The organism is Actinoplanes palleronii (genome assembly GCF_016862315.1).
Taxonomy (GTDB): Bacteria; Actinomycetota; Actinomycetes; order Mycobacteriales; family Micromonosporaceae; genus Actinoplanes; species Actinoplanes palleronii.
This window is the reverse complement of record NZ_BOMS01000049.1, coordinates 133,464-158,734: the sequence shown is the minus strand read 5'-3', so window position 1 is coordinate 158,734 and position 25,271 is coordinate 133,464. Positions and strand designations below refer to the sequence as shown.

The 25,271-nt window shown below is 72.6% G+C and carries 20 protein-coding genes; 18 read left to right on the top strand and 2 right to left on the bottom strand.

Annotation, left to right across the window (positions count from 1 at the left end; translation table 11 throughout):
- The first annotated feature begins 92 nt into the window (after window positions 1–92).
- Window positions 93–884, top strand: coding sequence for a TIGR03084 family metal-binding protein (locus Apa02nite_RS18450; RefSeq protein WP_203826091.1), 792 nt, complete (start codon window positions 93–95; stop codon window positions 882–884).
- 10 nt (window positions 885–894) lie between these two features.
- On the opposite strand, the gene Apa02nite_RS18445 is transcribed toward Apa02nite_RS18450, so the two are convergent.
- Window positions 895–1,524, bottom strand: a complete 630-nt coding sequence (locus Apa02nite_RS18445) for a MerR family transcriptional regulator (RefSeq protein ID WP_203826090.1) — start codon at window positions 1,522–1,524, stop codon at window positions 895–897.
- A gap of 199 nt (window positions 1,525–1,723) precedes the next feature.
- Between Apa02nite_RS18445 and Apa02nite_RS18440 the strand changes: the two genes are divergently transcribed.
- From Apa02nite_RS18440 to Apa02nite_RS18370, 15 genes are all read left to right on the top strand, one after another.
- Window positions 1,724–2,830, top strand: a complete 1,107-nt coding sequence (locus Apa02nite_RS18440; RefSeq protein ID WP_203826089.1) for a carboxymuconolactone decarboxylase family protein — start codon at window positions 1,724–1,726, stop codon at window positions 2,828–2,830.
- 239 nt (window positions 2,831–3,069) lie between these two features.
- Entirely contained in the window at window positions 3,070–3,876 is an 807-nt protein-coding gene (locus Apa02nite_RS18435; protein ID WP_203826088.1) for a helix-turn-helix domain-containing protein, read from the top strand.
- Window positions 3,877–4,023: 147 nt separating this feature from the next.
- Window positions 4,024–5,007 carry a DUF1702 family protein gene (locus Apa02nite_RS18430; RefSeq protein ID WP_203826087.1) on the top strand — a complete coding sequence of 328 codons (984 nt, stop codon included), beginning with the start codon at window positions 4,024–4,026 and terminating at the stop codon, window positions 5,005–5,007.
- A 92-nt stretch (window positions 5,008–5,099) separates the two neighbouring features.
- Complete coding sequence (locus Apa02nite_RS18425) at window positions 5,100–6,104, top strand: DUF1702 family protein (protein WP_203826086.1); 1,005 nt, start codon at window positions 5,100–5,102, stop codon at window positions 6,102–6,104.
- Window positions 6,101–11,860: a type I polyketide synthase gene (locus tag Apa02nite_RS18420; RefSeq protein WP_203826085.1), complete on the top strand. Its 5,760-nt coding sequence runs from the start codon at window positions 6,101–6,103 to the stop codon at window positions 11,858–11,860. Before Apa02nite_RS18425 ends, Apa02nite_RS18420 begins: the two co-directional genes overlap by 4 nt.
- A gap of 1 nt (window position 11,861) precedes the next feature.
- Window positions 11,862–12,308 carry an acyl-CoA thioesterase gene (locus Apa02nite_RS18415; protein WP_203826084.1) on the top strand — a complete coding sequence of 149 codons (447 nt, stop codon included), beginning with the start codon at window positions 11,862–11,864 and terminating at the stop codon, window positions 12,306–12,308.
- Window positions 12,305–12,817, top strand: a complete 513-nt coding sequence (locus tag Apa02nite_RS18410; protein WP_203826083.1) for a flavin reductase family protein — start codon at window positions 12,305–12,307, stop codon at window positions 12,815–12,817. Before Apa02nite_RS18415 ends, Apa02nite_RS18410 begins: the two co-directional genes overlap by 4 nt.
- Window positions 12,814–14,151, top strand: a complete 1,338-nt coding sequence (locus tag Apa02nite_RS18405) for a cytochrome P450 (RefSeq protein ID WP_203826082.1) — start codon at window positions 12,814–12,816, stop codon at window positions 14,149–14,151. The genes Apa02nite_RS18410 and Apa02nite_RS18405 overlap by 4 nt, the downstream gene beginning before the upstream one ends.
- A 30-nt stretch (window positions 14,152–14,181) precedes the next feature.
- The gene (locus tag Apa02nite_RS18400) at window positions 14,182–16,188 is read left to right on the top strand and encodes a CRTAC1 family protein (protein ID WP_203826081.1); all 2,007 of its coding nucleotides are present in this window, start codon (window positions 14,182–14,184) and stop codon (window positions 16,186–16,188) included.
- Window positions 16,189–16,220: 32 nt separating this feature from the next.
- Window positions 16,221–17,240 carry an enediyne biosynthesis protein gene (locus Apa02nite_RS18395; RefSeq protein WP_373872974.1) on the top strand — a complete coding sequence of 340 codons (1,020 nt, stop codon included), beginning with the start codon at window positions 16,221–16,223 and terminating at the stop codon, window positions 17,238–17,240.
- A gap of 70 nt (window positions 17,241–17,310) precedes the next feature.
- Window positions 17,311–18,252 carry a hypothetical protein gene (locus Apa02nite_RS18390; protein WP_203826080.1) on the top strand — a complete coding sequence of 314 codons (942 nt, stop codon included), beginning with the start codon at window positions 17,311–17,313 and terminating at the stop codon, window positions 18,250–18,252.
- Window positions 18,253–18,282: 30 nt separating this feature from the next.
- Entirely contained in the window at window positions 18,283–18,822 is a 540-nt protein-coding gene (locus tag Apa02nite_RS18385; protein ID WP_067685316.1) for a hypothetical protein, read from the top strand.
- Complete coding sequence (locus Apa02nite_RS18380) at window positions 18,822–19,379, top strand: copper resistance CopC family protein (protein WP_203826079.1); 558 nt, start codon at window positions 18,822–18,824, stop codon at window positions 19,377–19,379. Before Apa02nite_RS18385 ends, Apa02nite_RS18380 begins: the two co-directional genes overlap by 1 nt.
- Before the next feature lie 189 nt (window positions 19,380–19,568).
- Complete coding sequence (locus tag Apa02nite_RS18375; RefSeq protein WP_203826078.1) at window positions 19,569–20,744, top strand: type III PLP-dependent enzyme; 1,176 nt, start codon at window positions 19,569–19,571, stop codon at window positions 20,742–20,744.
- Between the two features lie 17 nt (window positions 20,745–20,761).
- On the top strand, window positions 20,762–21,223 hold the full coding sequence (locus tag Apa02nite_RS18370) for a GNAT family N-acetyltransferase (protein ID WP_203826077.1): 462 nt from the start codon (window positions 20,762–20,764) through the stop codon (window positions 21,221–21,223).
- Window positions 21,224–21,312: 89 nt separating this feature from the next.
- On the opposite strand, the gene Apa02nite_RS18365 is transcribed toward Apa02nite_RS18370, so the two are convergent.
- Window positions 21,313–22,473 carry an epoxide hydrolase family protein gene (locus Apa02nite_RS18365; RefSeq protein ID WP_203826076.1) on the bottom strand — a complete coding sequence of 387 codons (1,161 nt, stop codon included), beginning with the start codon at window positions 22,471–22,473 and terminating at the stop codon, window positions 21,313–21,315.
- 218 nt (window positions 22,474–22,691) lie between these two features.
- Here Apa02nite_RS18365 and Apa02nite_RS18360 point away from each other — a divergent pair, with 218 nt between their 5' ends.
- On the top strand, window positions 22,692–23,927 hold the full coding sequence (locus tag Apa02nite_RS18360) for a cytochrome P450 family protein (protein ID WP_239164383.1): 1,236 nt from the start codon (window positions 22,692–22,694) through the stop codon (window positions 23,925–23,927).
- Window positions 23,928–23,986: 59 nt separating this feature from the next.
- The gene (locus tag Apa02nite_RS18355; protein ID WP_344573686.1) at window positions 23,987–25,270 is read left to right on the top strand and encodes an RNA polymerase sigma factor; all 1,284 of its coding nucleotides are present in this window, start codon (window positions 23,987–23,989) and stop codon (window positions 25,268–25,270) included.
- Window position 25,271: the final 1 nt, after the last annotated feature.

Genomic DNA, 25,271 nt, shown 5'->3' with positions numbered 1-25,271 from the left:
CCTGAGGCACCCCTGAGCACCAGCCTCGAACAAGCAGATGACGGACCAGCTCGAAACAAGCAGATGACGACAACGCAGAAGAGGGCAGACCGGTGACTCAAACAGCGACAGTGACGAGCGACCTGGCCGCGTTCGGCGACGAGGTCGACCGGATGGTGGCCGATCTGGCACCCACCGGCTGGACCACACCCACCCCGGCGCCGGGCTGGACCGTCGCCCATCAGATCGCGCACCTCGCGGCGACGTTCCGGATGGCCGGGCTGGCCGCCGCCGACCCGGACGCGTTCACCGCGCTGGCCGGCACCCTCTCGCCGGACTTCGACGCGAACGTCGCGCGGGCGCTGGGCCAGTTCGTCAACGACCCGCCGGAGGTGTTGCTCGCGCGCTGGCGGGCCGAGCGGGACACGGCCGGCAAGGCGCTCGGCGCGCTGCCGCCGGACCAGCTGGTGCCGTGGCTGGTCCGGCCGATCCCGGCCGCGGTCCTCGCGGCGGCCGGGATGATGGAGCTGTTCGGGCACGGCCAGGACATCGCCGACGCGCTGGGCATCCGCCGCACGCACACCGACCGGCTCCGCCACCTGGTCACCTTCGCCGTGCGGACCTGGGATTTCGGGTATCTGGCCCGCGGCCTGACGCCGCCCGCGGAACCGTTCCGCTTCGAGATCACCGCGCCGTCGGGCGCGCTGTGGGAATTCGGCCCGGCCGACGCGGCCGCCCGCATCACCGGGTCCGCCGAAGACTTCTGCTTGTTGGTCACTCGCCGCCGCCATCACACCGATCTGGGGGTACGGGCGGAAGGCGCCCCGGCCGAGCAGTGGCGGGAACTGGCGCAGGCCTACCGTGGCCCGGCCGGCCCCGGCCGCGAGCCCGGCCAGTTCGCCTGAGGCCGGCGGGTCAGGTCGACGGGAAGCGCTGCCCGGCGTGGTGCTCCACCGCCAGCCGGTGGATCGCGGTGAACGCCTCCTCCAGCAACAACCCGCGGGCCAGCGCCTCGGCCCGTTCCACCTCGACCGCCGGCAGCCGGCCCACCTGCTTGCGGGCCAGCTGGTCGGCCGCCGTGACGTAGTCGTCGAAGAACGACAGGCTGGCGTCGCAGTGCAACCGCCGCATCGCGGCCAGCACGGTCGCCAGCTGGCCGCGGGTGGCCGCGTCCGCCGGCACCTGCCAGCCGGCCGAGGCGATCAACCGGTCCACGTCCTGGCGGGCGGCCGCCACCGCGGGCGCCTCGTCCGGTGTCGGTTCCCCGGACGAGGCCTGGACCTGGTGCAGGGCCGCGTAGAGCCCGGTGACCGGCACGTCCGCGTCGGCGATCGCGGTGAGCAGCCGGCGCACCGAGGACAGGTCGAGCCGGCCGAGCGTGGTGAACACCTTGATCAGCTGCAGCCGGCGCAGGTGCCGGTCGTCGTAGACGGCCTGGTTGCGCCCGGTCGGCTCGCCGGGTGGGAGCAGCTGCTCGCGCAGATAGAACTTGATCGTGGCGACGGGTACGCCGGACTGCCGGCTCAGGTCGGATATCCGCATCATGCTTCCCGTCGTGGGGCGCTCGTCCTCCGCCGCCTGTGAGATTAGAAGATCTCGATGGGTCTCGCAATAGAGCGCTCTCCAGGCCCGTGCCAGCACCAGATTCGTGCTGTCCTACCTGGACGCGACAGCTTCGGGCACACCCGAAGATGCGCCGCGCCGCCGCCCGCCCGAAGCATGGAGGGCGAGGAAAGGGGACCCCGTGACGTCCTTGTTCGCGCGCGGTGCGCGCCGTGTCGTACTCCGTCAGATCCGCCACCTGAGCCCGGTGCGCCCGGCCGGGACAACCTCGGTCTGGCACCAGATGGAGACCGAGTTCGGCATGGCCGCGCCGCCCGTGGCGCTGCACGCGGCCGCTCCCGAGGTCCTCGACGCGGTCTGGCTGATGCTGCGCGAGACGCTGCTGGCCGGCGACCCGGCCGGCCGGGCCACGAAGGAGACCGTCGCGGCCGCCGTCTCGCTCGCCAACACCTGCCCCTACTGCGTCGAGGTGCACGGCGCGACGCTGAACGGCACCCGGCCCGGCGCGGACGCCCGGCACCTGGCCGCCGGTCGCGTCGACGAGGTGCGCGACCCCGCGGTGCGAGCGCTGGCCCGCTGGGCGCGCGACGGCGCGTCCAGGGTCACCCCCGTACCGATCCCGGTCCCCGCCGATCAGGCGGCCGTGGTCCTCGGCGTCGCGGTCACGTTCCACTACCTCAACCGGATGGTGAACGTCTTCCTCGGCGAGTCCGCCCTGGAAGCGATGCCCGTCGCGGCCCGCCCGCTCGGCCGGCGGGTGGCCGCGCGGATCTTCGGCCGCTTCGCCCGCGCCGTCGTGCCGCCCGGGCAGGCGGTGACCGCGCTGCCGGCCCGCCCGCTGCCGGCCGACCTGAGCTGGGCCGCGCCGTGCGCCCCGATCGCCGACGCGCTGGCCCGCGCCGCCGCGGCGATCGACGAGGCCGGCGCCGCGGTGCTCCCGGACGCCGTCCGCGAGCTGGTCCTCGCCCGGCTGGCGGATCCGGCCGAGTCGGGCCCCGGCCTGAGCGCGGAACCCTGGCTGGCCGAGGCGGTGGCACCCCTACCGGTTGGCGAACGCCCCGCGGCCCGGCTGGCGCTGCTGGTGGCGTTCGCGTCGTACCGGGTGGGCGACGGCGACATCGCGGCGCTGAGGGCGAGTGGTTACGGCGACGGCGCGCTGGTGCGCCTTGCCGCCTGGGCCGCGATGGCCGCCGCCCGGAGCGCCGGCCGCCTGCTCAGCGGCGCTGCGGCGATGCGCGGGCCGGCGGCGCGGCCGGAATCGGATACGGCGACTATCCGAAGTGAATAGTGACGGTATCCGTTCCTACTTCACGATTGCGGTGCGGGGTGCGCCGAATATCTAGGGGTGGTTGGCCCGTATCGGGGTTCGATAATCTTTCCGTGGCCGAATGATCACGCGGAATAACATTGACGGAATGCTTTCCGAAATGCGTTCCCGGCCATTCCTCTGTCGAACCCCGGATCAGTGACGACCGCGGTCCGGCAGCTGCTGCGGTGACGCGATGAGCGGCACCATTGGGAGGTGTCATGCAAGACGATTCCGAGCGGGCGGTCCTGCGGGCCATCGAAGCCATGCAGATGCGCCTCGGGGAGCAGTTGACGGTCGACGACCTGGCCCGTGCCGCACTGTTCAGCAAATTCCATTTCACCCGTATCTTCCAGCGTGTCACCGGTGTCTCGCCGGCCCGCTTCCTGTCCGCGATGCGCCTGCAGCGTGCCAAGGACCTGCTCGTCTCGACCTCGATGAACGTCGCGGACATCAGCGTGGAGGTCGGCTACAACAGCGTCGGCACGTTCAGTTCGCGGTTCAGCCGCAGCGTCGGGATGTCACCGACCACCTACCGCCGCCACGACGGCTACGCGCCGGCCATCCAGGCGGGCGGCGAGCGCCGCTCCACCTGGCCGGCCAGCAGCCGGGTCTCCTGCCACGTGAGCCTGGAGGAGCCGGACGACCACGCGGTGATCTTCATCGGGATGTTCGCCGAGCCGATCCCGGAGGGCCGCCCGGTGCGCTGCGCGGTGCTGCACGAGCCCGGTCCGGTGCGCTTCGACGCGGTGCCGCAGGGCCAGTGGTACCTGCTCGCGCAGTCGGTGTCGACCGACGCCGCCACCTGGACCGCCGACGGCGCGGACCGCGCGGACCGCCCGGTCGCGGTGGCCTCCTACGGGCCGTTCACCGTCCAGCCCGACTCGATCCTCTCCGCCGACATCGTGCTGCGCCGGGTCCGCGCCCTGGACCCGCCGGTGCTGCTGGCCCTGCTCGACGCGCGCAAGCAGGCCATGGACGTGCTGCAGCCGGTGAGCGCCGGCTGGGCCGAGCAGGCCGCCGCCTGATCACGGCCGTGGCATGCCGGTTGCCGCCGGTATGTCACGGCCCGCGCATCAAGAACAAGACCATCCATCGGTACGCCGGGGCGTACCGCGACGAGCCCTGGGCGCGGCACGACAGCGCCGGCCCGGACGGTGAAGGGACGGCTGACCATGTCAACGATGGGCACACTGCGACGCAAGGCTCTGGCACCCGCGCTGCGATCAGTGACGTTCGCCTCCCGCGGGTTCCCGGTCACACCGACCGCCGCGACCCAGCGCCTGGAGGCCATCCCGCAGGCGGTCGTCTGCGGATTCGAGTGGGGGATCGAGGTCGCGCAGCAGTGGGAGCTGGAGCGCCGCCTCGAACTCGTCGAGCCGGAGATGCGCGGCTTCGCCTACGAGGGCGCCGCGATGGCCTGCACCATCCGCGACGTGATGGCCGGCGGCCGCGGGCACCGCTCCCGTGACCTGCTCTCCGGTCCGGGCGTGCCGCACACGTTCCTCACGTACATCGGTGTCGGTTTTGCGATGGCCCGGCTGCCGCGGACCACCTGGAAATGGGTGCTGCCGGACCTGACCGGCACGCCGTACTACCCGACGATGAGCTGGCTGGCCGTCGACGGCTACGGCTTCGACCTGGCCTACTTCCACACCGCCCGCTACGTCGACCAGCAGCGGATCCCGCAGCCGTACCCGTGGCAGGGCCGGCCCGACTACTTCCCGCGCGCCGTCGACCAGGGCATCGGCCGGGCGCTGTGGTTCATCAACGGTGGCGGCGTGGACGCCGTCGGCGCGGCGGTCGGCCGGTTCGCCGCCGACCGGCAGGCGGACCTGTGGAGCGGGGTGGGCCTGGCGGCCACGTTCGCCGGCGGCGCGGACGCGGCGGCGCTGGCCACCCTGAGCCGGCTGGCCGGCGAGCACCGGCCGCACCTGGCGCAGGGCGCGGTCTTCGCGGCCAAGGCCCGCGCGTTCGCCGGGTTCACCCCGCCGCAGACCGAGCTCGGCACCACCGCGTTCGCCGGGCTCTCCGCCGCGGCCGCGGTCCGGCTCTCCGACAGCGTCACCGACGCCGACCCGGGCGCGGTCCCGGCCGACTACGAGGGCTGGCGCGCCGGAATCCGGGCGCTGATAACGGCACAGAATGTGGCGGTCTGACCGCGGTACCACCGCTGCGCGCAATTCGGAAGATGACGACGGGCGCCCGCGCCGGTGAAAATTGATCAACCTACGTCGATAGGAAAAGGAAAATGGGAATCGTCGCAGGAATCCGTCGTCGAATTCTGACCCCCAATGTCTCGCAGACCAGCATGGCCGTGCGTGGTTTCCACGTGAAGAGCACCGCGGCGAAGGACCGTTTGGAAACTGTCGGGAAATCCTTCCTGCAGGGGTACGCGCTGGCCGCCGAGGCACGCCGGCCCGCCGAGGCCGAGCCCCGGCTGGACCAGATCACCCCCGAGTTCCGGGGCTTCGCGTACGAGGGCGCCGCCATGGCGTTCGCGGTGCGCGACGGCCTGCCGCTCGGTGGCAAGCACATGCAGCGGTTCCTCGCCGGCGAGGGCGACCGGCACGTCTACATGGCGTACGTCGGTGTCGGCTGGGCGATGGCCCGGCTGCCCCGGGTGCGCTGGTCCACGCTGCACGCGCCGGACCCGCTGCTGCGCTGGCTGGTGCTCGACGGCTACGGGTTCCACCAGGCCTACTTCAAGACCGAGAAGTACGTGACCGGCCAGTTCCGCTCGGAGCGCTCGCCGTGGCCGGACGACGACTACCGCCGCTACGCCGCCCGGGCCATCGACCAGGGTGTCGGCCGGGCGATGTGGTTCGTCGCCGGCACCGACGCCCGCCGGCTGCACGCCATGGTGCAGCGGTTCCCCGAGCACCGGCGCGCCGACCTCTACGCCGGCACCGGCCTGGCGGCGACGTACGCCGGTGGCGCCGACGCCGACGAGCTGCGCTGGCTGCGCACCGCCGTCGGCGAGTACGCCGCCGACCTGGCACAGGGCGCCTCGTTCGCGGCCGGCGCCCGGGTGCGCGCCGGCCTGGTCGTGCCGCACAACGAGGTGGCCACCGAGGTCTTCTGCGGGCGCACGCCGGCCGAGGCCGCCCAGGTCAACGACGACGCGCTGGCCGGCCTGGACCACCACGGCCACGAACCGGCCTACGAGCAATGGCGCCAGCGCATCAAGCACACCTACCTGACCACCTCGGTCCTGCCGGAGCCGGACCGCGACCTTTCCCGGGGGACGGCATGACCAGGATCGCCGTCGTGGGGATGGCCTGCCGCTATCCGGACGCCGCCACGACCCGGGAGTTGTGGGAGAACGCGGTCGCCGGTCGCCGGGCGTTCCGCCGCCTGCCGGACACCCGGATGAGCCTCGACGACTACTGGAGCGCGGACCCGTCCGCGCCGGACAAGTTCTACGCCCGCAACGCCGCCGTGATCGAGGGCTACGAGTTCGACCGGCTCGCCTACAAGGTGGCCGGCAGCACGTACCGCTCGACCGACCTGACGCACTGGCTGGCGCTGGACATCGCGGCGCACGCCCTGGCCGACGCCGGGTTCCCGCTCGGCGAGGGACTGCCGCGCGAACGCACCGCGGTGGTCGTCGGCAACACCCTGACCGGGGAGTTCTCCCGGGCCAGCCAGATCCGGCTGCGCTGGCCGTACGTCCGCCGTACCGTCGCCGCCGCGCTCAAGGCGGAGGGCTGGGAGGACGAGCAGCTGGCCGGCTTCCTGGCCGACCTCGAGGTCACCTTCAAGAACCCGTTCCCGGCCGTCGACGAGGACACCCTGGCCGGCGGCCTGTCGAACACCATCGCCGGCCGGATCTGCAACTTCTTCGACCTCAACGGCGGCGGTTACACGGTCGACGGGGCCTGCTCCTCGTCGCTGCTGTCGGTCGCCACGGCCTGCAAGGCGCTGCTCGACGGGGACGCCGACGTGGCGATCGCCGGTGGCGTCGACCTGTCCATCGACCCGTTCGAGATCATCGGGTTCGCCAAGACCGGCGCGCTGGCCACCGGCGAGATGCGCGTCTACGACCGGCTCTCCAACGGCTTCTGGCCCGGCGAGGGCTGCGGCATGGTCGTGCTGATGCGCGAGGACGAGGCGCTCGCGGCCGGCCACCGGGTCTACGCGTCGGTCGCCGGCTGGGGGATCAGCTCCGACGGCAAGGGCGGCATGACCCGCCCCGAGATCAGCGGCTACCAGCTGGCCCTGCGCCGGGCGTACGAAAGAGCGGGTTTCGGCCTGGAGACGGTCGGTCTGTTCGAAGGCCACGGGACCGGGACCAAGGTCGGCGACGCCACCGAGCTGGGCGCGCTGTCGGCGGCCCGCAAGGCGGCCGGACCCTCGGCGGCGCCGGCCGCGATCGGCTCGATCAAGGGAATGATCGGGCACACCAAGGCGGCGGCCGGCGTGGCCGGCATGATCAAAGCGGTGCTGGCGCTGCACCACGAGGTGCTGCCGCCGAGCATCGGCTCGGTCGACCCGCACGAGCTGCTGACCGGGAATGATCCGGCGCTGCGGGTGCTGCGCAAGGCCGAGGCGTGGCCGCGGGACACCCCGCTGCGCGCCGGCGTCACCGCGATGGGCTTCGGCGGCATCAACACCCACCTGGTGCTGGAGAACTCCCAGCCGCGCGGCCGGGGCACCCTCGACGCGCGCACCGGGGTGCTGGCCGGCTCGGTGCAGGACACCGAGCTGCTGCTGATCGACGGCGGTACGGCCGACGAACTGCTCGCCCGGATCGACCAGCTGCTCACCCTGGTACCCACCCTCGCCTACGGGCAGCTCGGCGACCTGGCCGCGACCCTGCACGGCGAGCTGCAGGACCGCCCGCTGCGCGCCGGCGTGGTCACCGGTTCGCCAGCCGACGCCGAGCAGCAGCTGCGCACGCTGCGCGACGCGGTCGCGGCCGGTGAGACGCGGCGCCTGTCGGCCGACAGCCGGATCCTGCTGAACCGGGTCACCGGCCCGGCCCGGATCGGCTACCTCTTCCCCGGCCAGGGCTCCGGCACCGGTGTCAGCGGGGGAGCGCTGCGCCGGCGCTTCACCGAGGCCGACGCCGTCTACACCGCCGCGAACCTGCCCACCGGCGGTGACCTGGTCGCCACCGAGGTGGCCCAGCCGCGGATCGTGACCGGCTCGGTGGCGGCGCTGCGGGTCCTCGACGACCTGGGTGTGACCGCGTCCGTCGCGGTCGGGCACAGCCTCGGCGAGATCGCCGCGCTGCACTGGGCCGGCGCGCTCGACGAGCCGGCGCTGCTGCGGGTCGCCGCGCTGCGCGGCCGCACCATGGCCCAGCACAGCGCGTCCGGCACGATGGCCGGCGTCGGTGCGTCCGCGCCGGTCGTCACGGCACTGCTGGCCGGGCTGCCGGTGGTGATCGCCGCGTACAACAGCGGCGAGCAGACCGTGGTCGCGGGCAGCGTCGACGACGTGCAGGAGGTCTGCCGGCGGGCCGGTGAACGGGGCCTGGTGGCCCGGCCGCTGAACGTCTCGCACGCGTTCCACTCCCCGCTGGTCGCCCCGGCCGCGGACACCTTCGTCGCCGCGCTGGCCGGCGAGCGGCTCGGACCGGTCCGCCGTACCGTCGTGTCGACGGTGACCGGCGCGCCGCTCGCGCCGGACGCCGACCTGGCCGGGCTGCTGCACCGGCAGATCACCGACCCGGTGCTGTTCCAGCAGGCGGTCACCCAGGCCGCCGCCCAGGTCGACCTGCTCATCGAGGTGGGCCCGGGCCGGGTGCTGAGCTCGCTGGCCGGGCAGCTCACCGACGTGCCGGCGCTGGCCGTCGACACCGACGCGGAGTCGCTGACCGGGCTGCTGCGCGCGGCCGGTGCCGCGTACGTGATCGGGGCCGCCACCCTGGACCCGGCGCTGTTCCGCGGCCGCCTGGTGCGCGACCTGCCGCTGGACGTGACGTTCAGCTTCTTCGGCAGCCCCTGCGAGCAGGCCCCGGTGGTCTCCGTCGCCGAGCGGCGTGCCGAACCGGCCGGCACCGCCGCGGAGCCCGGCTCGCCGGCCACCGTGGACGGCGGGGAGTCGACACTCGATCTGCTGCGCCGGCTCGCCGCCGAACGCGTCGAACTGCCGATCGAGCTGGTCCGCGGCGACAGCCTGTTCCTCGACGACCTGCACCTGAGCTCGATCACGGTCGGCCAGGTGGTCAACGCGGCCGCCGCCGCGCTGCGGCTGAACCCGTCGCAGGTGCCGACGAACTTCGCCACCGCGCGGGTCGCGGAACTCGCCGAGGCCCTCGACCAGCTGCGGTCCACGTCGACCGACGCCGACGCGGTCCTCACTCCGGTGGTGGCCGGTGCCGCGGCCTGGGCCCGGCCGTTCCGGCTCGACCTGGACGTGGTGCCGCTCGGCACCCGGCCCGCGGGGGAGGAGGCCGGCGTGTGGAGCGTGCACGCGCCGGAGGCTCACTCGTACGCGGAAGAATTGCGCCGCGGCCTGCAAGCGGCGCAGATCGGTGCCGGAGTGCTGGTCGTGCTGCCCGAACAGTGCGGCGAGGACGACCTCGCGCTGGCGCTGGCCGGCGCGCAGGAAGCGCTGACCGCGGCACCGCAGGCCCGGTTCGTGCTGGTGCAGCACGGTCGCGGCGCGGCCGGGCTGGCCAAGACGCTGCGGCTGGAGGCCCCGCACCTGCGGGTCACCGTGATCCACCTGCCGACCGGCGCGCCGGACCTCGCGCAGGTGGTGGCCGAGGTGGCCGCGACCACGTCGTTCGCCGAGGCGCACTACGACGCGGACGGGACCCGGCGGGTACCGACGCTGCGGCCGATGCCGGTCAGCCCGGCGGTGACCGTGGCGCCGCTGGGCGACGCCGACGTGCTGCTGGTCACCGGCGGCGGCAAGGGCATCACCGCGGAGTGCGCGCTGGCTCTCGCCGGTGACACCGGCGCCGCGCTCGCCCTGCTCGGACGCTCCGACCCGGCGCAGGACCCGGAGCTGGCCGCGAACCTCGAGCGGATCGCCGCGGCCGGGGTCCGGTGCCACTACGAACGCGCCGACGTGACCGACACCGATCAGGTCCGCCAGGCCGTCGACCGGTTCACCGCCGCGCTCGGCCCGATCACCGCGGTCCTGCACGGCGCCGGGCGCAACGAGCCCGCGAGCCTGGCCACCCTGGACCGCGACGCGTTCCGGCGCACCCTCGCCCCGAAGGTCGACGGCCTGCGGACGGTGCTCGACGTGCTCGACCCGGCCACGCTGCGGCTGCTGGTGTCGCTGGGCAGCATCATCGGCCGGGCCGGCCTGCGCGGCGAGGCGCACTACGCCACCGCCAACGAGTGGCTGGCCGACCTGACCACCGAGGTCGGCCGGCGGCACCCGCAGTGCCGCAGCGTCTGCCTGGAATGGTCGGTCTGGTCCGGCGTCGGGATGGGCGAACGTCTGGCCGTCGTCGAGTCGCTGACCCGCGACGGCGTCACCCCGATCACCCCGGACCAGGGCGTCGCGATCCTGCGCCGGGTGCTGGCCGACCCGCAGTCACCGGACGTCGTGGTGATCAGCGGACGGACCGAGGGGATCGGCACGGTACGCCGGCCGCTGCCCCCGCTGCCGCTGTCGCGCTTCGTCGAGCGGCCGCTGGTGCGCTACCACGGCGTGGAGTTGGTCTGCGAGGTCGAGCTGAACGCCGGCACCGACCTCTACCTGGCCGACCACGACCTGGACGGCAACCTGCTGCTGCCCGCGGTCTTCGGGATGGAGGCGATGGCCCAGGTCGCCGCGGCCACCACCGGGGTGGAGACGCTGCCGGTGATCGAACAGGCCGAGTTCCTGCGGCCGATCATCGTGACGCCGACCGGGCGCACCACGATCCGGGTCGCCGCGGTGGTCACCGGCGACGACACGGTCGAGGTGGCGATCCGCAGCGCCGAGACCGGGTACGCCGCCGACCACTTCACCGCCCGGCTGCGGCTCGGCGCGTCCGAGGTGCCGCAGGGCGCTCCGGAGCAGGTGCCCGCGGAGGTGCCGCCGGTGGAACTGGTGCCCGCCGAGGACCTCTACTCCGGGCTGCTGTTCCAGGGCGGCCGGTTCCAGCGGTTGCGCCGCTACCACAGCGCCGCGGCCCGCTACGTCGACGCCGAGGTGGCCGCCGACCCGGCGGTGCAGTGGTTCGCCTCGTACGTGCCGGACCACCTGCTGCTCGGCGACCCCGGCGTGCGGGACGCGCTGATGCACGGCAACCAGGTCTGCGTGCCCGACGCGACACTGCTGCCGGTCGGCGTGGACCGGATCTACCCGGGCGGGGAGAAGCTCACCGCCGCGCAGGGCCTGCGCTACTGCGCCACCGAACGCTCCCGCGACGGCGACCTGTACGTCTACGACGTGGCGCTGCGCTCGGACGCCGGCGAGGTGCTCGAACGCTGGGAGGGCCTGCGGCTGCGGGCGGTCCGCAAGCAGGACCCGGCCGGACCGTGGGTGCCCGCGCTGCTCGGGCCGTACCTGACCCGGGCCGCCGACGACCTGCTCGGCAAGGCGGTGGCGGTCACCGTGGTGCCGGACGGTGACCTGTCGCGCCGGGAAGCCACCCGGCTCGCCGCGACCCGGACGTTCCGGCGGCCGGTCGAGCTGCGCTACCGGGCCGACGGGCGTCCCGAAGTCGACGACGGTGTGGTCTCCGCGGCGCACGCGGCCGGGCTGACCATCGTCACGGCGAGCACCGGAGCCCTCGGCTGCGACCTGGAGGTCGTCACCGCCCGGGACGCCGGCGACTGGGCCGGGCTGCTGGGGCAGCACGCCGAGCTGGCCCGCCAGGTGGCCGCCGCGACCGGGGAGGGCCTCGACCAGGCGGCGACCCGGGTGTGGACCGCGCTGGAGTCGCTGCGCAAGGCCGGGCGGTCGCTGGACGGGCCGCTGACCGTACTGCCCGCGACCCGTGATCGCTGGGTGCTGCTGCGCGCCGGCGACCTGCGGGTGGCGACGTTCGCCACGGCCGTCCGGGACATCGCTGCGCCGGTCGTGGTCGCCGTACTGGCCGAGATGGGGGAGTGAGATGGACAAGTACTACGAGTACCCGCACACCGTCGGGTTCGAGGAGACGAACATCGTCGGGAACGTCTACTACGTCAACTACCTGCGCTGGCAGGGCCGCTGCCGGGAGATGTTCCTGAAGAACCACGCACCCGGGATCGTTGCCGAGCTGCAGGACGACCTGAAGCTGTTCACGCTGAAGGTGGACTGCGAGTTCTACGCCGAGATCACCGCGTTCAGCGAGCTGTCCATCCGGATGCGGCTGGTCGAGCTGGGGCAGACGCAGATCGAGTTCGGCTTCGACTACGTCCGGCTCGACCCGGGCGGCGGCGAGACCCTGATCGCCCGGGGCAGCCAGCGGATCGCCTGCATGCGCGGGCCGAACACCCGCACGGTGCCCGCCCGGGTGCCGGACGCCCTGGCCGCGGCGCTCGAGCCGTACGTGCTGGCCGGGCGGGGCGCCCGATGAGCACTCCGCCGTTCGACACGCTGGCGCTGCGCCGGGCGTTCGGCACGTTCGCCACCGGCGTCACGGTGGTGACCGTCGGCGGCCCGACGCCGCACGGGATGACCGCGAACTCGTTCACCGCGGTCTCGCTCGACCCCCCGCTGCTGCTGGTCTGCATCGAGCACAACGCGGTGATGCACGAGGCGTTGCGCTCCGCCGGACGCTTCGGCGTGTCGGTGCTGGCGGCCGGGCACGCGCCGCTCGCCCGGTACTTCGCCGACCGGCGGCGCCCGCTCGGCGGCGAACAGTTCGGCCCGGTCGACTGGCAGGCCGGTGAGCACACCGGCGCGCCACTGATCACCGGGGCGCTGGCGCACTTCGAGTGCGGGCTGTGGCGCTCCTACGACGGCGGCGACCACACCATCTTCCTGGGCCGGCTGCTCGGCATGGGCAGCGGCGCCGAGGACGAGGCGCTGCTGTTCCACCGGGGCCGGATCTCCGCGGCGCACCGCAGCGAGGTGGCGGCATGAGCGGCATCGTCCCGCCCGGGCCGCCGCGCACCGCGGCCCTGCGCATGCTGATGGTGATGGGCCGCGACCGGCTCGGCATGATGACCGACGCGGCCGCCCGCTACGGCGACGCGGCACGCCTGCCGGTCGGCCCGAAACAGCTCTACTACTTCAACCACCCGGACCACGCCAAGCACGTGCTGGCCGACAACGCCGGGAACTACCACAAGGGCATCGGCCTGGTGCACGCCCGCCGCGCACTCGGCGACGGGCTGCTCACCAGCGAGGGTGACCTGTGGCGCAAGCAGCGCAAGGTGACCCAGCCGGCGTTCCAGAGCCGGCGGATCGCCGCGCAGGCCGGCATCGTCGCCGAGGAGGCCACGAAACTTGTCGCCCGGCTGCGTCAGCACGCCGGCGGCGCACCGGTCGACATGCTGCAGGAGCTGACCGGGCTCACCCTCGGTGTGCTCGGCCGGACCCTGCTCGACGCGGACCTGACCCGCTTCGACACCGTCGGCGACGACTTCGCCGCGGTGCAGGACCAGGCCATGTTCGAGCTGGAGACGCTCGGCGCGGTCCCGCACTGGGTGCCGCTGCCCCGCCAGCTGCGGTTCCGCCGGGCCCGCACCAACCTGCAGCGCACCGTCGACCGGCTGGTCGCCGAGCGCGGCAGCACCGGCGGCGACGACGTGCTGTCCCGGCTGATCGTCTCCACCTCCGCCGAGGCCGACCCCGAGGTGGGCCGGCAGCGGCTGCGCGACGAACTGGTCACGCTGCTGCTGGCCGGGCACGAGACCACGGCCAGCACGCTGAGCTGGACGTTGCACCTGATCGACAAGCACCCCGAGGTCCGCGAACGGCTGCGCCAGGAAGCCGTCGAGGTGCTCGGTGACCGGGCGCCGGTCTTCGAGGACCTGCACCGGCTCACCTACACCTCGATGGTGCTGGAGGAGGCCATGCGGCTCTTCCCGCCGGTGTGGATCCTGCCGCGCAAGTCCCTGGAGGCCGACGTGGTCGGCGGCTACCGGGTGCCGGCCGGCTCGGACGTGCTGATCTGCCCGTACACGCTGCACCGGCACCCGGAGTTCTGGCCGGAGCCGGACCGCTTCGACCCGGAGCGGTTCGACCGGTCCCGGGCGAGCGACCGGCCCCGGTACGCCTACATCCCGTTCGGCGCCGGGCCCCGGTTCTGCGTCGGCAACCACCTGGGCCTGATGGAGGCCGCGTTCGTGCTCGCCACCCTGGTCCGCGATCTGCGGCTGGAGAGCCCGCCCGGCCGGGCCGTGGTGCCCGAGCCGATGTTGTCGCTGCGGGTGCGCGGTGGCCTGCCGATGACCGTCACCGAAGCCGGCTGAGTAGCACCACCCACTGTCACTGCTGTCGAGATGCCCTGTCACTGCTTTCGAGATAAGGGGAAGTCGTTGCCGCCCAATGACGTCAACCGTCTACGCCGAGCCCTGCCGGCGCTGTTCGTCCTGGTTCTCGTGGTCGCCGCGTACCTGGTGGCCCGGCTTCCGTCGGCCTCGGCCGCGACCCGCACCGAGATGGCCCAGCGGTTCAAGTTCACCGAGCTGGCCATCGCGATGCCGCCCGGCCTGCCCGAGCACACCGTCCGCACCGTCAACCCCAAGTACGAGCACATCCGCTCGTGGATCTCCTCGGTCGGCGCCGCCGTCGCCGTGAACGACCTCGACGGTGACGGCGCCTCCGACGACCTGTGCCTGGTGGACCCGCGCAGCGACAGCGTGATCGTCACCCCGGCGCCGCAGACCGGCACGTACGCCCCGTTCGTGCTGACCCCCGCCCCGCTGCCGAGCGGCCCGGCCATCGCGCCGATGGGCTGCACCCCCGGCGACTTCAACGCCGACGGGCGGATGGACGCGCTGGTCTACTACTGGGGTCGTACCCCGGTGGTGTTCCTGCACCGCCCCGAGGCCACCGGGCTGAGCGCCGCGACCTTCACCCCCACCGAGCTGGTGCCGCAGGCCAAGCCGGCCGACGGGCGCTACCGGGGTCCGCTGTGGAACACCAACGCGGTCGCGGTCGCCGACTTCGACGGGGACGGCCACGTCGACGTCGGGATCTTCAACTACTTCCCGGAGACCGCGGTCCTGGACCCGAACGGCGCGCCGAACGTGTCGATGAACCACTCGATGTCGCACGCCCGCAACGCCGGCGGCGCGCACATCCTGCGCTTCGTCTCCGCCACCGGCGGATCCGAGCCGTCGGTGACGTACGAGGAGCAGCCGGCCATCGCCCCGGCGGTGTCCAGCGGCTGGACGCTCGGCGCGACCACCGCCGACCTCGACGGTGACCTGCTGCCGGAGCTCTACCTGGCCAACGACTTCGGCAACGACCGCTTCTTCCACAACGTCTCCACCCCCGGCACGATCTGCTTCAAGCTCGCCGAGGGCAAACGCGACGCGACCACCCCGAAGTCGCTGGTGATGGGTCACGACTCGTTCAAGGGGATGGCCGCCGAGTTCGGCGACCTCGACCACGACGGCCGGTTCGACCTGTTCGTCAGCAACATCACCGAGTCGTGGGGCCTGGAGGAGAGCAACCACGTCTGGCAGAACACCGCCACCGACCCGGCCGACGCGCACCGGCTGCTGGACAAGGGTGTGGCGCCGTTCCGCAACGTCGCCGGCGACAAGAACCTGGCCTGGACCGGCTGGGGCTGGGACGCCAAGATGGCCGATTTCGACAACAGCGGCCAGATGGCCATCGTGCAGACCGCCGGCTTCGTCAAGGGCACCATCAACCGGTTCAACTGGCTGCAGGAACTGGCCATGAGCAACGACCTGATGCTGCAGGAACCGCAGATGTGGCCGAACGCCAGGCCCGGTGACGACATCTCCGGCTCCGACCACATGGCCTTCTGGGCCAAGGAGGACGGCAACGAGCGCTACGTCGACCTGAGCCCGCAGCTCGGCCTGGCCGCCGAGATCCCGACCCGCGGGGTCGCGGTCGCCGACGCCGACCGGGACGGCGCACAGGACTTCGCGGTGGCCCGGCAGTGGGGCGCGCCCGCCTACTACCGCAACTCGCGGCCCGCCGACGGCAACTTCCTCGGACTGCGGCTGTTCCGCCCGTCGACGTTGCCCGGCACGGCCACGGTGCCCGGCAGCCCCGCCTACGGCGCCCAGGTCCGGATCACCACGGCCGACGGCCGGATCCAGTTGTCGCAGGTCGACGGCGGCGGCGGGCACTCCGGCAAGCGCAGCTTCGACGTCTACTTCGGCCTCGGCGCGGCCGGCGACCGGCCGGTCGCCGCCCAGATCAGCTGGCGGGCCACCGACGGCAGTCAGCACACCCAGCAACTCGACCTCGCGAAGGGCTGGCACGACCTCGTGCTGACCGACCGCGCCACGGAGGTGACGAACCGATGACCGACGTCCGCGACCCCCAGGCCCGCACCAGCATGCCGACCGGCCCGACCCTGACCGACAACGCCGGAACCCCGATCGAGCCGAAGCCCGCCGTGGCGACCGGCCAGGGCGCCACCCCGCCGCGCATCGACAAGCGCGACCCGCGCTACCTGGCCCTGCGCAACTTCGCCATCTCCATGTCGATCTTCAACATCCTCGGGTACACCGTCCTGGGCTTCGAACAGCCGTGGCTGTGGCCGTTCCTGGCCCTGGCGGTCGGCTACACCGCCGAGATCACTATCGAGCTGGTCGCCGCGGCCGCGCACAAGCGGCGCCCGGCGTTCCGCGGCAACGGCGCCTGGGGTGTCTACACGTTCCTGCTGCCCACCCACATCACCACGCTCGCGGCGAACATGCTGCTCTACGCGAACGACAAGTTCTGGCCGATCCTGTTCGCCGTGCTCGTCGCGGTCGGGCAGAAGGCGGTGTTCCAGGCGCCGATCGCGGGCCGGATGCGGCACTTCATGAACCCGTCGAACTTCGGGATCACGGTCACCCTGCTCGCGTTCGGCTGGGTCAACATCGCGCCGCCGTACCACTTCACCGAGAACGTCCCCGACGTGATCAGCATGATGGTGCCGTTCATCATCCTCACCGCCGGCACCGTGCTCAACGCGATGCTCACCAAGAAGATCCCGCTGATCGTCGGCTGGGTCGGCGGGTTCGTCATCCAGGCGCTGCTGCGGCACTTCATCTGGGACGTCGCGATCTGGTCGACGCTCGTGCCGATCACCGGCGTGGCGTTCGTGCTGTTCACCAACTACATGATCACCGACCCGGGCACCACGCCGTCCCGGCCGCGCATGCAGTTCATGTTCGGCTCGAGCGTGGCCATGGTCTACGGCGTGCTGATGGTGTTCAACGTCGTCTACACGATGTTCTTCGCCGTGACGCTCGTCTGCGCCGCCCGCGGCCTGTTCTGGTGGGGCCGGTGGCTGCTCGACCGCCGTCGCCAGCGTGGCCTGGTGCCGGTGGCCTCACCCGCGGCCGCGGCCCTTCCGGTAGCCGGCTGATTCCGCCCGGGGAGGCGTGGCGCCCCGCGCCTCCCCGGCTTTTTCCCCTTTTCCGTTGAGGAGAGCCGCGATGACCCAACAGTTGATCCGTACCCCTGCCGTCGACCGGGCCGAGTCCCGGCCGAGTCCCCGCCGCACCGTCGCGGTCGTCGGCGCGGTCGTCGCCGGCCTGCTGCTCGCCGTGCTCTGGTCCTACGAGTTCGTCGACTCGGTCATCGGTGACAACGTCGCCAACACCATCCTGGACCGCGACGCCAAGCACACCGCGATCGCCGGCACCGTCGCCGGGCTGGTGTTCGCGTTCGTCTCCGGCCTGGCCGGCACGTTCACCGCCTGCAACATCGCGATGGCCGCCGCGATCGGCCCGATGAGCCAGGCCGGGGCCGGCTCGGCCACCGTCGGTCAGGCCCTGCGCGGCGCGGTCCGCCCGGTCGGCTGGCTGGCCGCCGGCATGGTCGGCGTCTCCGCGGTGTACGGCTTCGTCGGCGTCCTGCTCGGCGACCGCCTGCCGCAGCTGTCCACCGCCACGGCCGGCGGCGTGCCGGTCCGGCTGATCCAGGCCTCGGTGGTCTTCGGCATCATCGGCCTGGCCCTGGCGTACCTCGGACTGGCCGCCCTGGGCGTGCTGCCCGACGTGTTCCGCCGCCACCCGGTCGGCCGGGTCGTCGCCCTCGGCGCGCTGATCGGCGGGTTCCTGATCGGCCGGCCGTACCCGCTGTTCAACAAGCTCTTCCACTGGGCCGTCGAGACCGGCAACCCGATCAACGGCGCCGTCGCGTTCGTCCTGCAGTCGCTCGGCAACATCGTGGTCCTGGCCGTGCTGTTCACGGTGCTGGTGCTCGCCACCCGGGGCCGGTTCCTCAACTGGTTCGCCCGCGACCCGCGCCGCTCGGCCGTGTTCACCGGGGTGCTGCTGCTGGCCCTCGGCGTCTTCACGGTCGTCTATTGGGACGTGCGGCTGCCCTCGATGTTCGGTTACGGCTGGTTCCCGACCATGCCGTACAACAGCTGACCCACCTCGGATCTCCGGAAGGACCGCGTCATGTCTCTCAACCGCACCGGCCATCGGGTCGCTCTCAACGTCTTCCTGGTGGTGACGCTCGCACACTGGGCTGAGCACCTGGTCCAGGCGTACCAAATCTGGGTCTTGGGGTGGGCGCGGCCGCAAGCGCGCGGCGTGCTCGGGCAGTTCTACCCGTGGCTGGTCAAGTCCGAGTGGATGCACTACGGCTACGCGGCCGTGATGCTGGCCGGGCTGTTCCTGCTGCGCCCGGCGTTCACCGGCCGGGCCCGGACCTGGTGGACGGTTGCCCTGGCGATCCAGTTCTGGCACCACATCGAACACTTCCTGCTGCTGTGGCAGGCGCAGACCGGCCACAACTTCTTCGGCAAGCCGGTGCCCACCAGCCTGCTGCAGGTGCTCTACCCCCGGGTCGAGCTGCACCTGTTCTACAACTCCATCGTGTTCATCCCCATGATCATCGGGATGTACCTGCACCTGCGGCCGAACCGGCGCGAGCTCGAGGACGCGCCGTGCGACTGCGTCGCGGTGGAGTCGCGCCCGGCCGTCGCGGTCGCCTGATGTCCGCGCGTGGCCGGTGGGTGGTGCTCGTCCTGCTGATCCTGGCCCCGCTGGGGCTCTGGCTGGCGGGCACCGACCGCCCGGCGCCGCTGGCGCTGGTGTCGAGCTCGCCGGTCGGGCCCGCCGAGGTCCGGCTGACGTTCTCGGCGGACGCCGACCCGGCGCTGTCGCACATCGCGGTGGCCACCGCGGACGGCCGGCAGCTCGAGGCCGGTCCGGTCACCGCCGGCCCCGGCCACGTGCTGAGCGTCCCGGTGCAGTCGGTCGGTGCCGGTGCCTACACGGTCGCCTACCACGTGATCGGCACCCGGGGGGAGCAGGTCAGCGGGGTGATCCGCTCCGGCGGTGGCGATGCGGCGGCAGCAGACGAGGACGCGCTGGCGGCGCTCCCCGGCCACGAGCACGAGCACGGCATCGACCCACTCAGCGGCATCCTGCTGGCGATCAACCTGCTCGTCGTGCTCACCGTCGCCGCGCTCCTCCTACGCCCCCGCCGCCTGACCGCGGTCCGGTTGCGGGTCCCCGGCTGGCTTCCAGGGGTGTCTCAACCGTCCTGACACACCCCTGACGACCAGCCGGCGACCCGCAGCCGGACCGCAGTCGGCACTGCCCACTCGCTCGCCTGCCGCCGGCTGCGGGTCTCCGGCTGGCTTCCAGGGGTGCCTCAAGGGTGTTGAGACACCCCTGACAACCAGCCGGGGACCCGCACCCGGCCCCCGATTTCGGCACCATGATGAGGGCTTGACATGCAGATCTCCGGCACGCTGCGCGACGCGCTGGCCGCAGCCACCGAGGACCAGATCCTCTTCGACCTCGGTGCGATCGGGGCGAGCCAGCGGCGCCTGACACGGGAGCTGCCCGGGGTCGCGGTGCGGTTCGCGGTCAAGGCCTGCCCGGTTGACGAGGTGCTCGACACGTTGGCCTCGGCCGGGGCCGGGTTCGACACGGCGAGCCCCGGTGAGATCCGGCAGACGCTGCGCACCGGCACTCCGCCGCGGCTGATCCACTATGGCAACGCGGTGAAGTCGGACGCGGACATCGCTGCCGCCTACCGGCTGGGTATCCGGGACTTCGCCACCGACAGCGTGGCGGATGTGCGGGCGATCGCCGCGCACGCGCCCGGCGCCCGGGTGTTCTGCCGGATCGTGACCACCGGGGCCGGCGCGCTCTGGGGACTGCAGGGCAAGAACGGCTGCTCGGTGCCGGAAGCGGTGACCGTGCTGACCACCGCCCGGGCCTGCGGGCTCACCCCGGCCGGGCTGTCGCTGCACGTCGGCTCGCAGCAGATGAGCACCACCGCCTGGCGGGCCGCCGCCGACGACCTGGTGCACGCGATCACCCGGCTGCGCCGGCGCGGCATCCGGCTCGACCACGTCAACCTCGGCGGCGGGCTGCCCGCCCTCGGCTACCTCGACCGGCGCGGTCTGCCGCTGCACCCGCCGTTCGACGCGATCCTGGCCGAGCTGCGCGACGGCATCGGACGGCTGCGCCGCACGGCCGGCACCCCGCTGGACGTCATCCTGGAACCCGGCCGGCACCTGGTCGCCGACCACGGCGCGATCCGCGCCCACGTGGTCCGGCTGACCACCCGTGGACGCGCACGCTGGCTCTACCTGAGCTGCGGCAAGTTCAACGGACTGTACGAGATGGACCAGCTGCAGTACCGCCTGGAGTTCCCCACCCACCGCGGCGCCCCGACGGTGCCCGCGGTGATCGCCGGGCCGACCTGCGACAGCGACGACGCGTACGACGCCGGGCACCCGATGCCGGTCCCGGCCGGGCTGCGCTCCGGTGACCCGGTGTGGATCCTCGCGACCGGGGCGTACTCGGTCAGCTACCGGTCGGTGGGCTTCAACGGGTTCGCGCCGTTGCCGTACCGGGCCGTGCACGACCGGCAGCCGGTCGACGTGGCGCTGCGATGACCCCCGAGGTGCGGCACGTGACCGAAAGGGATTGGCCGGGCATCGTGGCGATCGAGGCGAGCACCTATGCCGGCAAGGGGCTGTCCGAGGACCCGGCGGTGCTGCGGACCCGGATGGACCCGGCCACCTCCTACGTGCTGGCCACGGGCGGCGGGATCGCCGGGTATCTGCTGGCGTTGCCGTATCCGGAGCGGTGCAGCCCGGACCTGACCCGCGCCGAGGACACCGTGCACGACTCGGTGAACCTGCACCTGCACGACCTGGCGATCGCCCCGGCGCACCGGCGCGCCGGGCTGGGCGCGCGGCTGGTGCGGCATCTGCTGGGCGAGGCGGCCGGGCAGGGCTACCGGACGGTGTCGCTCGTCGCGCTCGCCGGCGCCGGTGCGTTCTGGCGAGCCCAGGGATTCCGGGACCGGGACGATGTGATCCCGCCGGCCGGCTACGGCGCGGACGCCCGGTACCTGACCCGGCGGGTGTGAGCGGGCGCGGGGCTCACCCTGCGTACCGGAAAAGAAATGGGGAAACCGCGGGCGGCCCGACGATCCGGGCCGACCGCGGTCCTCGGGTTTCAGGCGGACAGTTTCGCGGCGAACGAGCGCAGGTCGGCGACGAACAGTTCCGGCTGCTCCAGGGCGGAGAAGTGGCCGCCCTTGTCGAATTCGCTCCACTGCACGATGTTCGGGAAATTCGGCTCGGCCAGCTTGCGGATGGCCAGGCTCGCGTCGTGGGCGTAGACCGCGACGCCCAGCGGCACCGGGTGCGGCGGCGCGGCCGGCGGCGGGGTCGGCGCGATCGGCAGCAGGTCGGCCATCTCGTAGTAGAGGTTCGCGGACGTGCCCGCGCTGCCGGTCAGCCAGTAGATCGCGATGTTGGTGAGCAGCTGGTCGCGGGTCACCACGTCCTCCGGGGACTTCTCCGCGTCGGTCCACTCGAAGAACTTCTCGGTGATCCAGGCCAGCTGGCCGACCGGCGAGTCGGTGAGACCGTACGCCAGGGTCTGCGGCCGGGTGCCCTGCACGTGCATGTAGGCGCCCTTGGTCTGCATGAAGTCGACCATCTGCTGCAGCCGGCCGAGGTCCTGGGCGTCGAGGGCGGCCAGCTCGGCCGGGTCGCCGGACGGCGGGGTGAGCAAGAACGTGACGTGTGCGCCGGTGACCTGCTCGGGGCGCATCGCGGCGAGCGTCAGCGACGTCCACACCCCGAGGTCGCCGCCGTGCACCAGGTAGCGCTCGTAGCCGAGGCTGCTCATCAGCTCGCCCCAGGCCGCGGCGATCCGGCCGACGTTCCAGCCGGCCTCCGGGACCGGCCCGGAGAAGCCGAAGCCCGGCAGCGACGGGATGACCAGGTGGAACGCCTGCGACGGGTCGCCGCCGTGGCTGCGCGGGTCGGTCAGCGGGCCGATCACGTCGAGGTATTCGGCGAAGCTGCCCGGCCAGCCGTGCGTCATGATCAGCGGCGTGGCGTCCGGCTCGGGGGAGCGGACGTGCAGGAAGTGCACGTCGGTTCCGTCGATCTCCGTGATGAACTGCGGGTACTGGTTGATCCGGGCCTCCGCGGCGCGCCAGTCGAAGCCGGTGCGCCAGTAGTCGGCCAGCTCCTTCAGGTAGTCCAGCGGCACGCCCCGCTCCCAGCCGTCGCCGGGCAGCGCGCTGGGCCAGCGGGTGTCCGCGAGCCGGCGGTGCAGGTCGTCGAGATCCGCCTGCGGGACGGCGATTTTGAACGGACGCATCTCGGGCTCCTTTTGAACGCGATGAATGGTCGAGATATTCATCGACGCTAGCAATGTGTCCCGCCGAACGGAAAGCACCATAGGGGCTTTTTGCCTGGTGGTAGGGGGTGTCAGGCACCGCACGTTCGAAGAAGAGAAAAGGCGCGGGATAACCGAGAATGAAACCCGTCGGCGTTCTCGGAACGTCCTTATCAGGATTACTCCATGTGGAGGATACTTTGACTACCGTCTCTCCCGCCGTCGTCGTGCTCGACCCGACCGGCCGCGATGTCCACGCCGAAGGTGACCGTCTCCGGGCCCAGGGCTCGATCGCTCAGGTCGAGCTGCCCGGCGGCGTGCGCGGCTGGTCCGTGGTCGGTTTCGACATGGTCCGCCAGGTCCTCAACGACAACCGTTTCGCCAAGGACGCCCACAAGCACTGGACCGCGTTCATCGACGGCAAGATCGGCGACGACTTCCCGCTGATCGGCTGGGTGCTGATGGACAACATGACCACCGCGGACGGCGCCGACCACGCCCGGCTGCGCAAGCTGACCGCCGCCGCTTTCACCATGCGGCGCAGTGAGGCGATGCGCCCGCAGATCGAGCAGATCACCACCGAGCTGCTGGCCGACCTGAGCACCGCGGCGCCGGACGAGATCGTCGACCTCAAGGGCCGGTACGCGTACCCGCTGCCCACCCGGGTGATCTGCGACCTGTTCGGCGTGCCCGAGGACATGCGCCGGGAGGTGATGCGCGGCGGTGAGGTCAACGTCGACACCACGATCAGCCACGAGGAGGCGGTCGCCAACGTCGAGCAGTGGCACCAGGCCATGAACGACCTGGTCGAGACGAAGCGGCAGCACCCGGCGGACGACCTGCTCAGCATGCTGATCAAGACGAAGACCGAGGACGGGTCGGTGCTCAACGACTCGGAGCTGGCCGGGACCCTGCACCTGATGCTCGGCGCCGGATCCGAGACCACCACCAACCTGATCAGCAAGGCCGTCGTCATGCTGCTCACCCACCCCGACCAGCTGGCCCTGGTGCTTTCGGGGGAGGTGGCCTGGAAGGACGTGGTCGAGGAGACGCTGCGCGTGCAGTCGCCGATCGCCCAGCTGCCGTTCCGGTTCACCACCGAGGACGTCGAGATCGCCGGCGTGACCATCCCGAAGGGCGACCCGGTGCTGATGGGCTTCGCGTCGGCCGGCCGGGACCCGGAGCGGCACGGCGCGCAGGCCGACCAGTTCGACATCACCCGCTCCGACAAGGAGCACCTTTCCTTCGGGTACGGCGTGCACCACTGCCTGGGCGCCCCGCTGGCCCGTCTCGAGGCGGCGGTCGCGCTGCCCGCGCTGTTCGCGCGCTTCCCCGACCTGGCCCTCGCCGTCCCGGCCGGCGAGATCCCGCCGCAGAGCACGTTCCTGCTCAACGGCTTCGACACCCTGCCCGTGGTGCTCGGCCGGCCGGCCTGACATCCGTACCGGCCGCCGGGTCCCCACATCGGAACCCGGCGGCCGCCATAATCAATGCCGTGGTGGCAACCGTGGGACCCGAGGAGACCGCCGCCGTCGTGGCCGCGACGTTCCGGGAGGACTACGGGCGGATCGTGGCGGCGCTGATCCGGCTCACCGGCGACTGGGACCTGGCCGAGGAGTGCGCGCAGGAGGCGTTCGCCGAGGCGCTGCGCAACTGGCCGTCGCACGGTGTCCCCGACCGGCCCGGCGCCTGGCTGACCACGGTCGCCCGCAACCGGGCGCTGGACCGGTTGCGGCGGGCCACCACCGAGAAGGCGAAACTGCAGCTGGTCGCGGCGCGCCCGGAACCGGCCGCGGACGAGGAACCCGACCCGGACGAGATCCCGGACGATCGGCTGCGGCTGATGTTCACCTGCTGCCACCCGGCGCTGGCGATCGAGGCCCGGGTGGCGCTGACCCTGCGTACGCTCGCCGGGCTGAGCACCGCGGAGATCGCCCGGGCGTTCCTGGTGCCCGAGGCGACCATGGCGAAGCGCCTGGTCCGGGCGAAGCAGAAGATCGCCGCCGCGCGGATCCCGTACCGGGTGCCGCCGCCGCACCTGCTGCCGGAGCGGGTCTCCGGGGTGCTGGCCGTGCTCTACCTGCTGTTCAACGAGGGGTACGCGGCCACCGGCGGCGCCGACCTGGCCCGGCACGAGCTGTGCGCCGAGGCGATCCGGCTGACCCGGGCGCTCGTCGCGCTGCTGCCCGACGGCGAGACCGAACCGGCCGGGCTGCTCGCCCTGATGCTGCTGCAACACGCCCGCCGCCGGTCCCGCTCGGACGCCGCCGGTGACGTGATCATCCTGGCCGACCAGGACCGTACGCTCTGGGACCGCCCGCAGATCGACGAGGCCATCGCGCTGCTCGAACGCACGCTGCGCCTGCGCCGTCCGGGCCCGTACCAGGTGCAGGCGGCCATCGCGGCCTGCCACAGCGAGGCGCTGCGCGCCGAGGACACCGACTGGCCGCAGATCGCCGCCCTCTACGGCCGGCTCGCCACCCTGACCCCGACCCCGGTGGTGCAGCTCAACCGGGCGGTCGCGGTCGCGATGGCCGACGGCCCGGAAGCCGGGCTGCGCCTGGTCGACGAGCTGGCGGCGTCCGGCCGGCTCGGCGACTACCACCTGCTGCCCGCCCTGCGCGCCGACCTGCTGCGCCGCCTCGACCGCCGGCCCGACGCCGCGGCCGCGTACCGGCGGGCCCTCGCGCTGGCCGGCAACGACGCCGAACGCCGCTACCTGAGCCGCCGGCTGGCCGAGATGGATCCCGACGCAGAGCGCAGTTCAGAAGATGAATAGC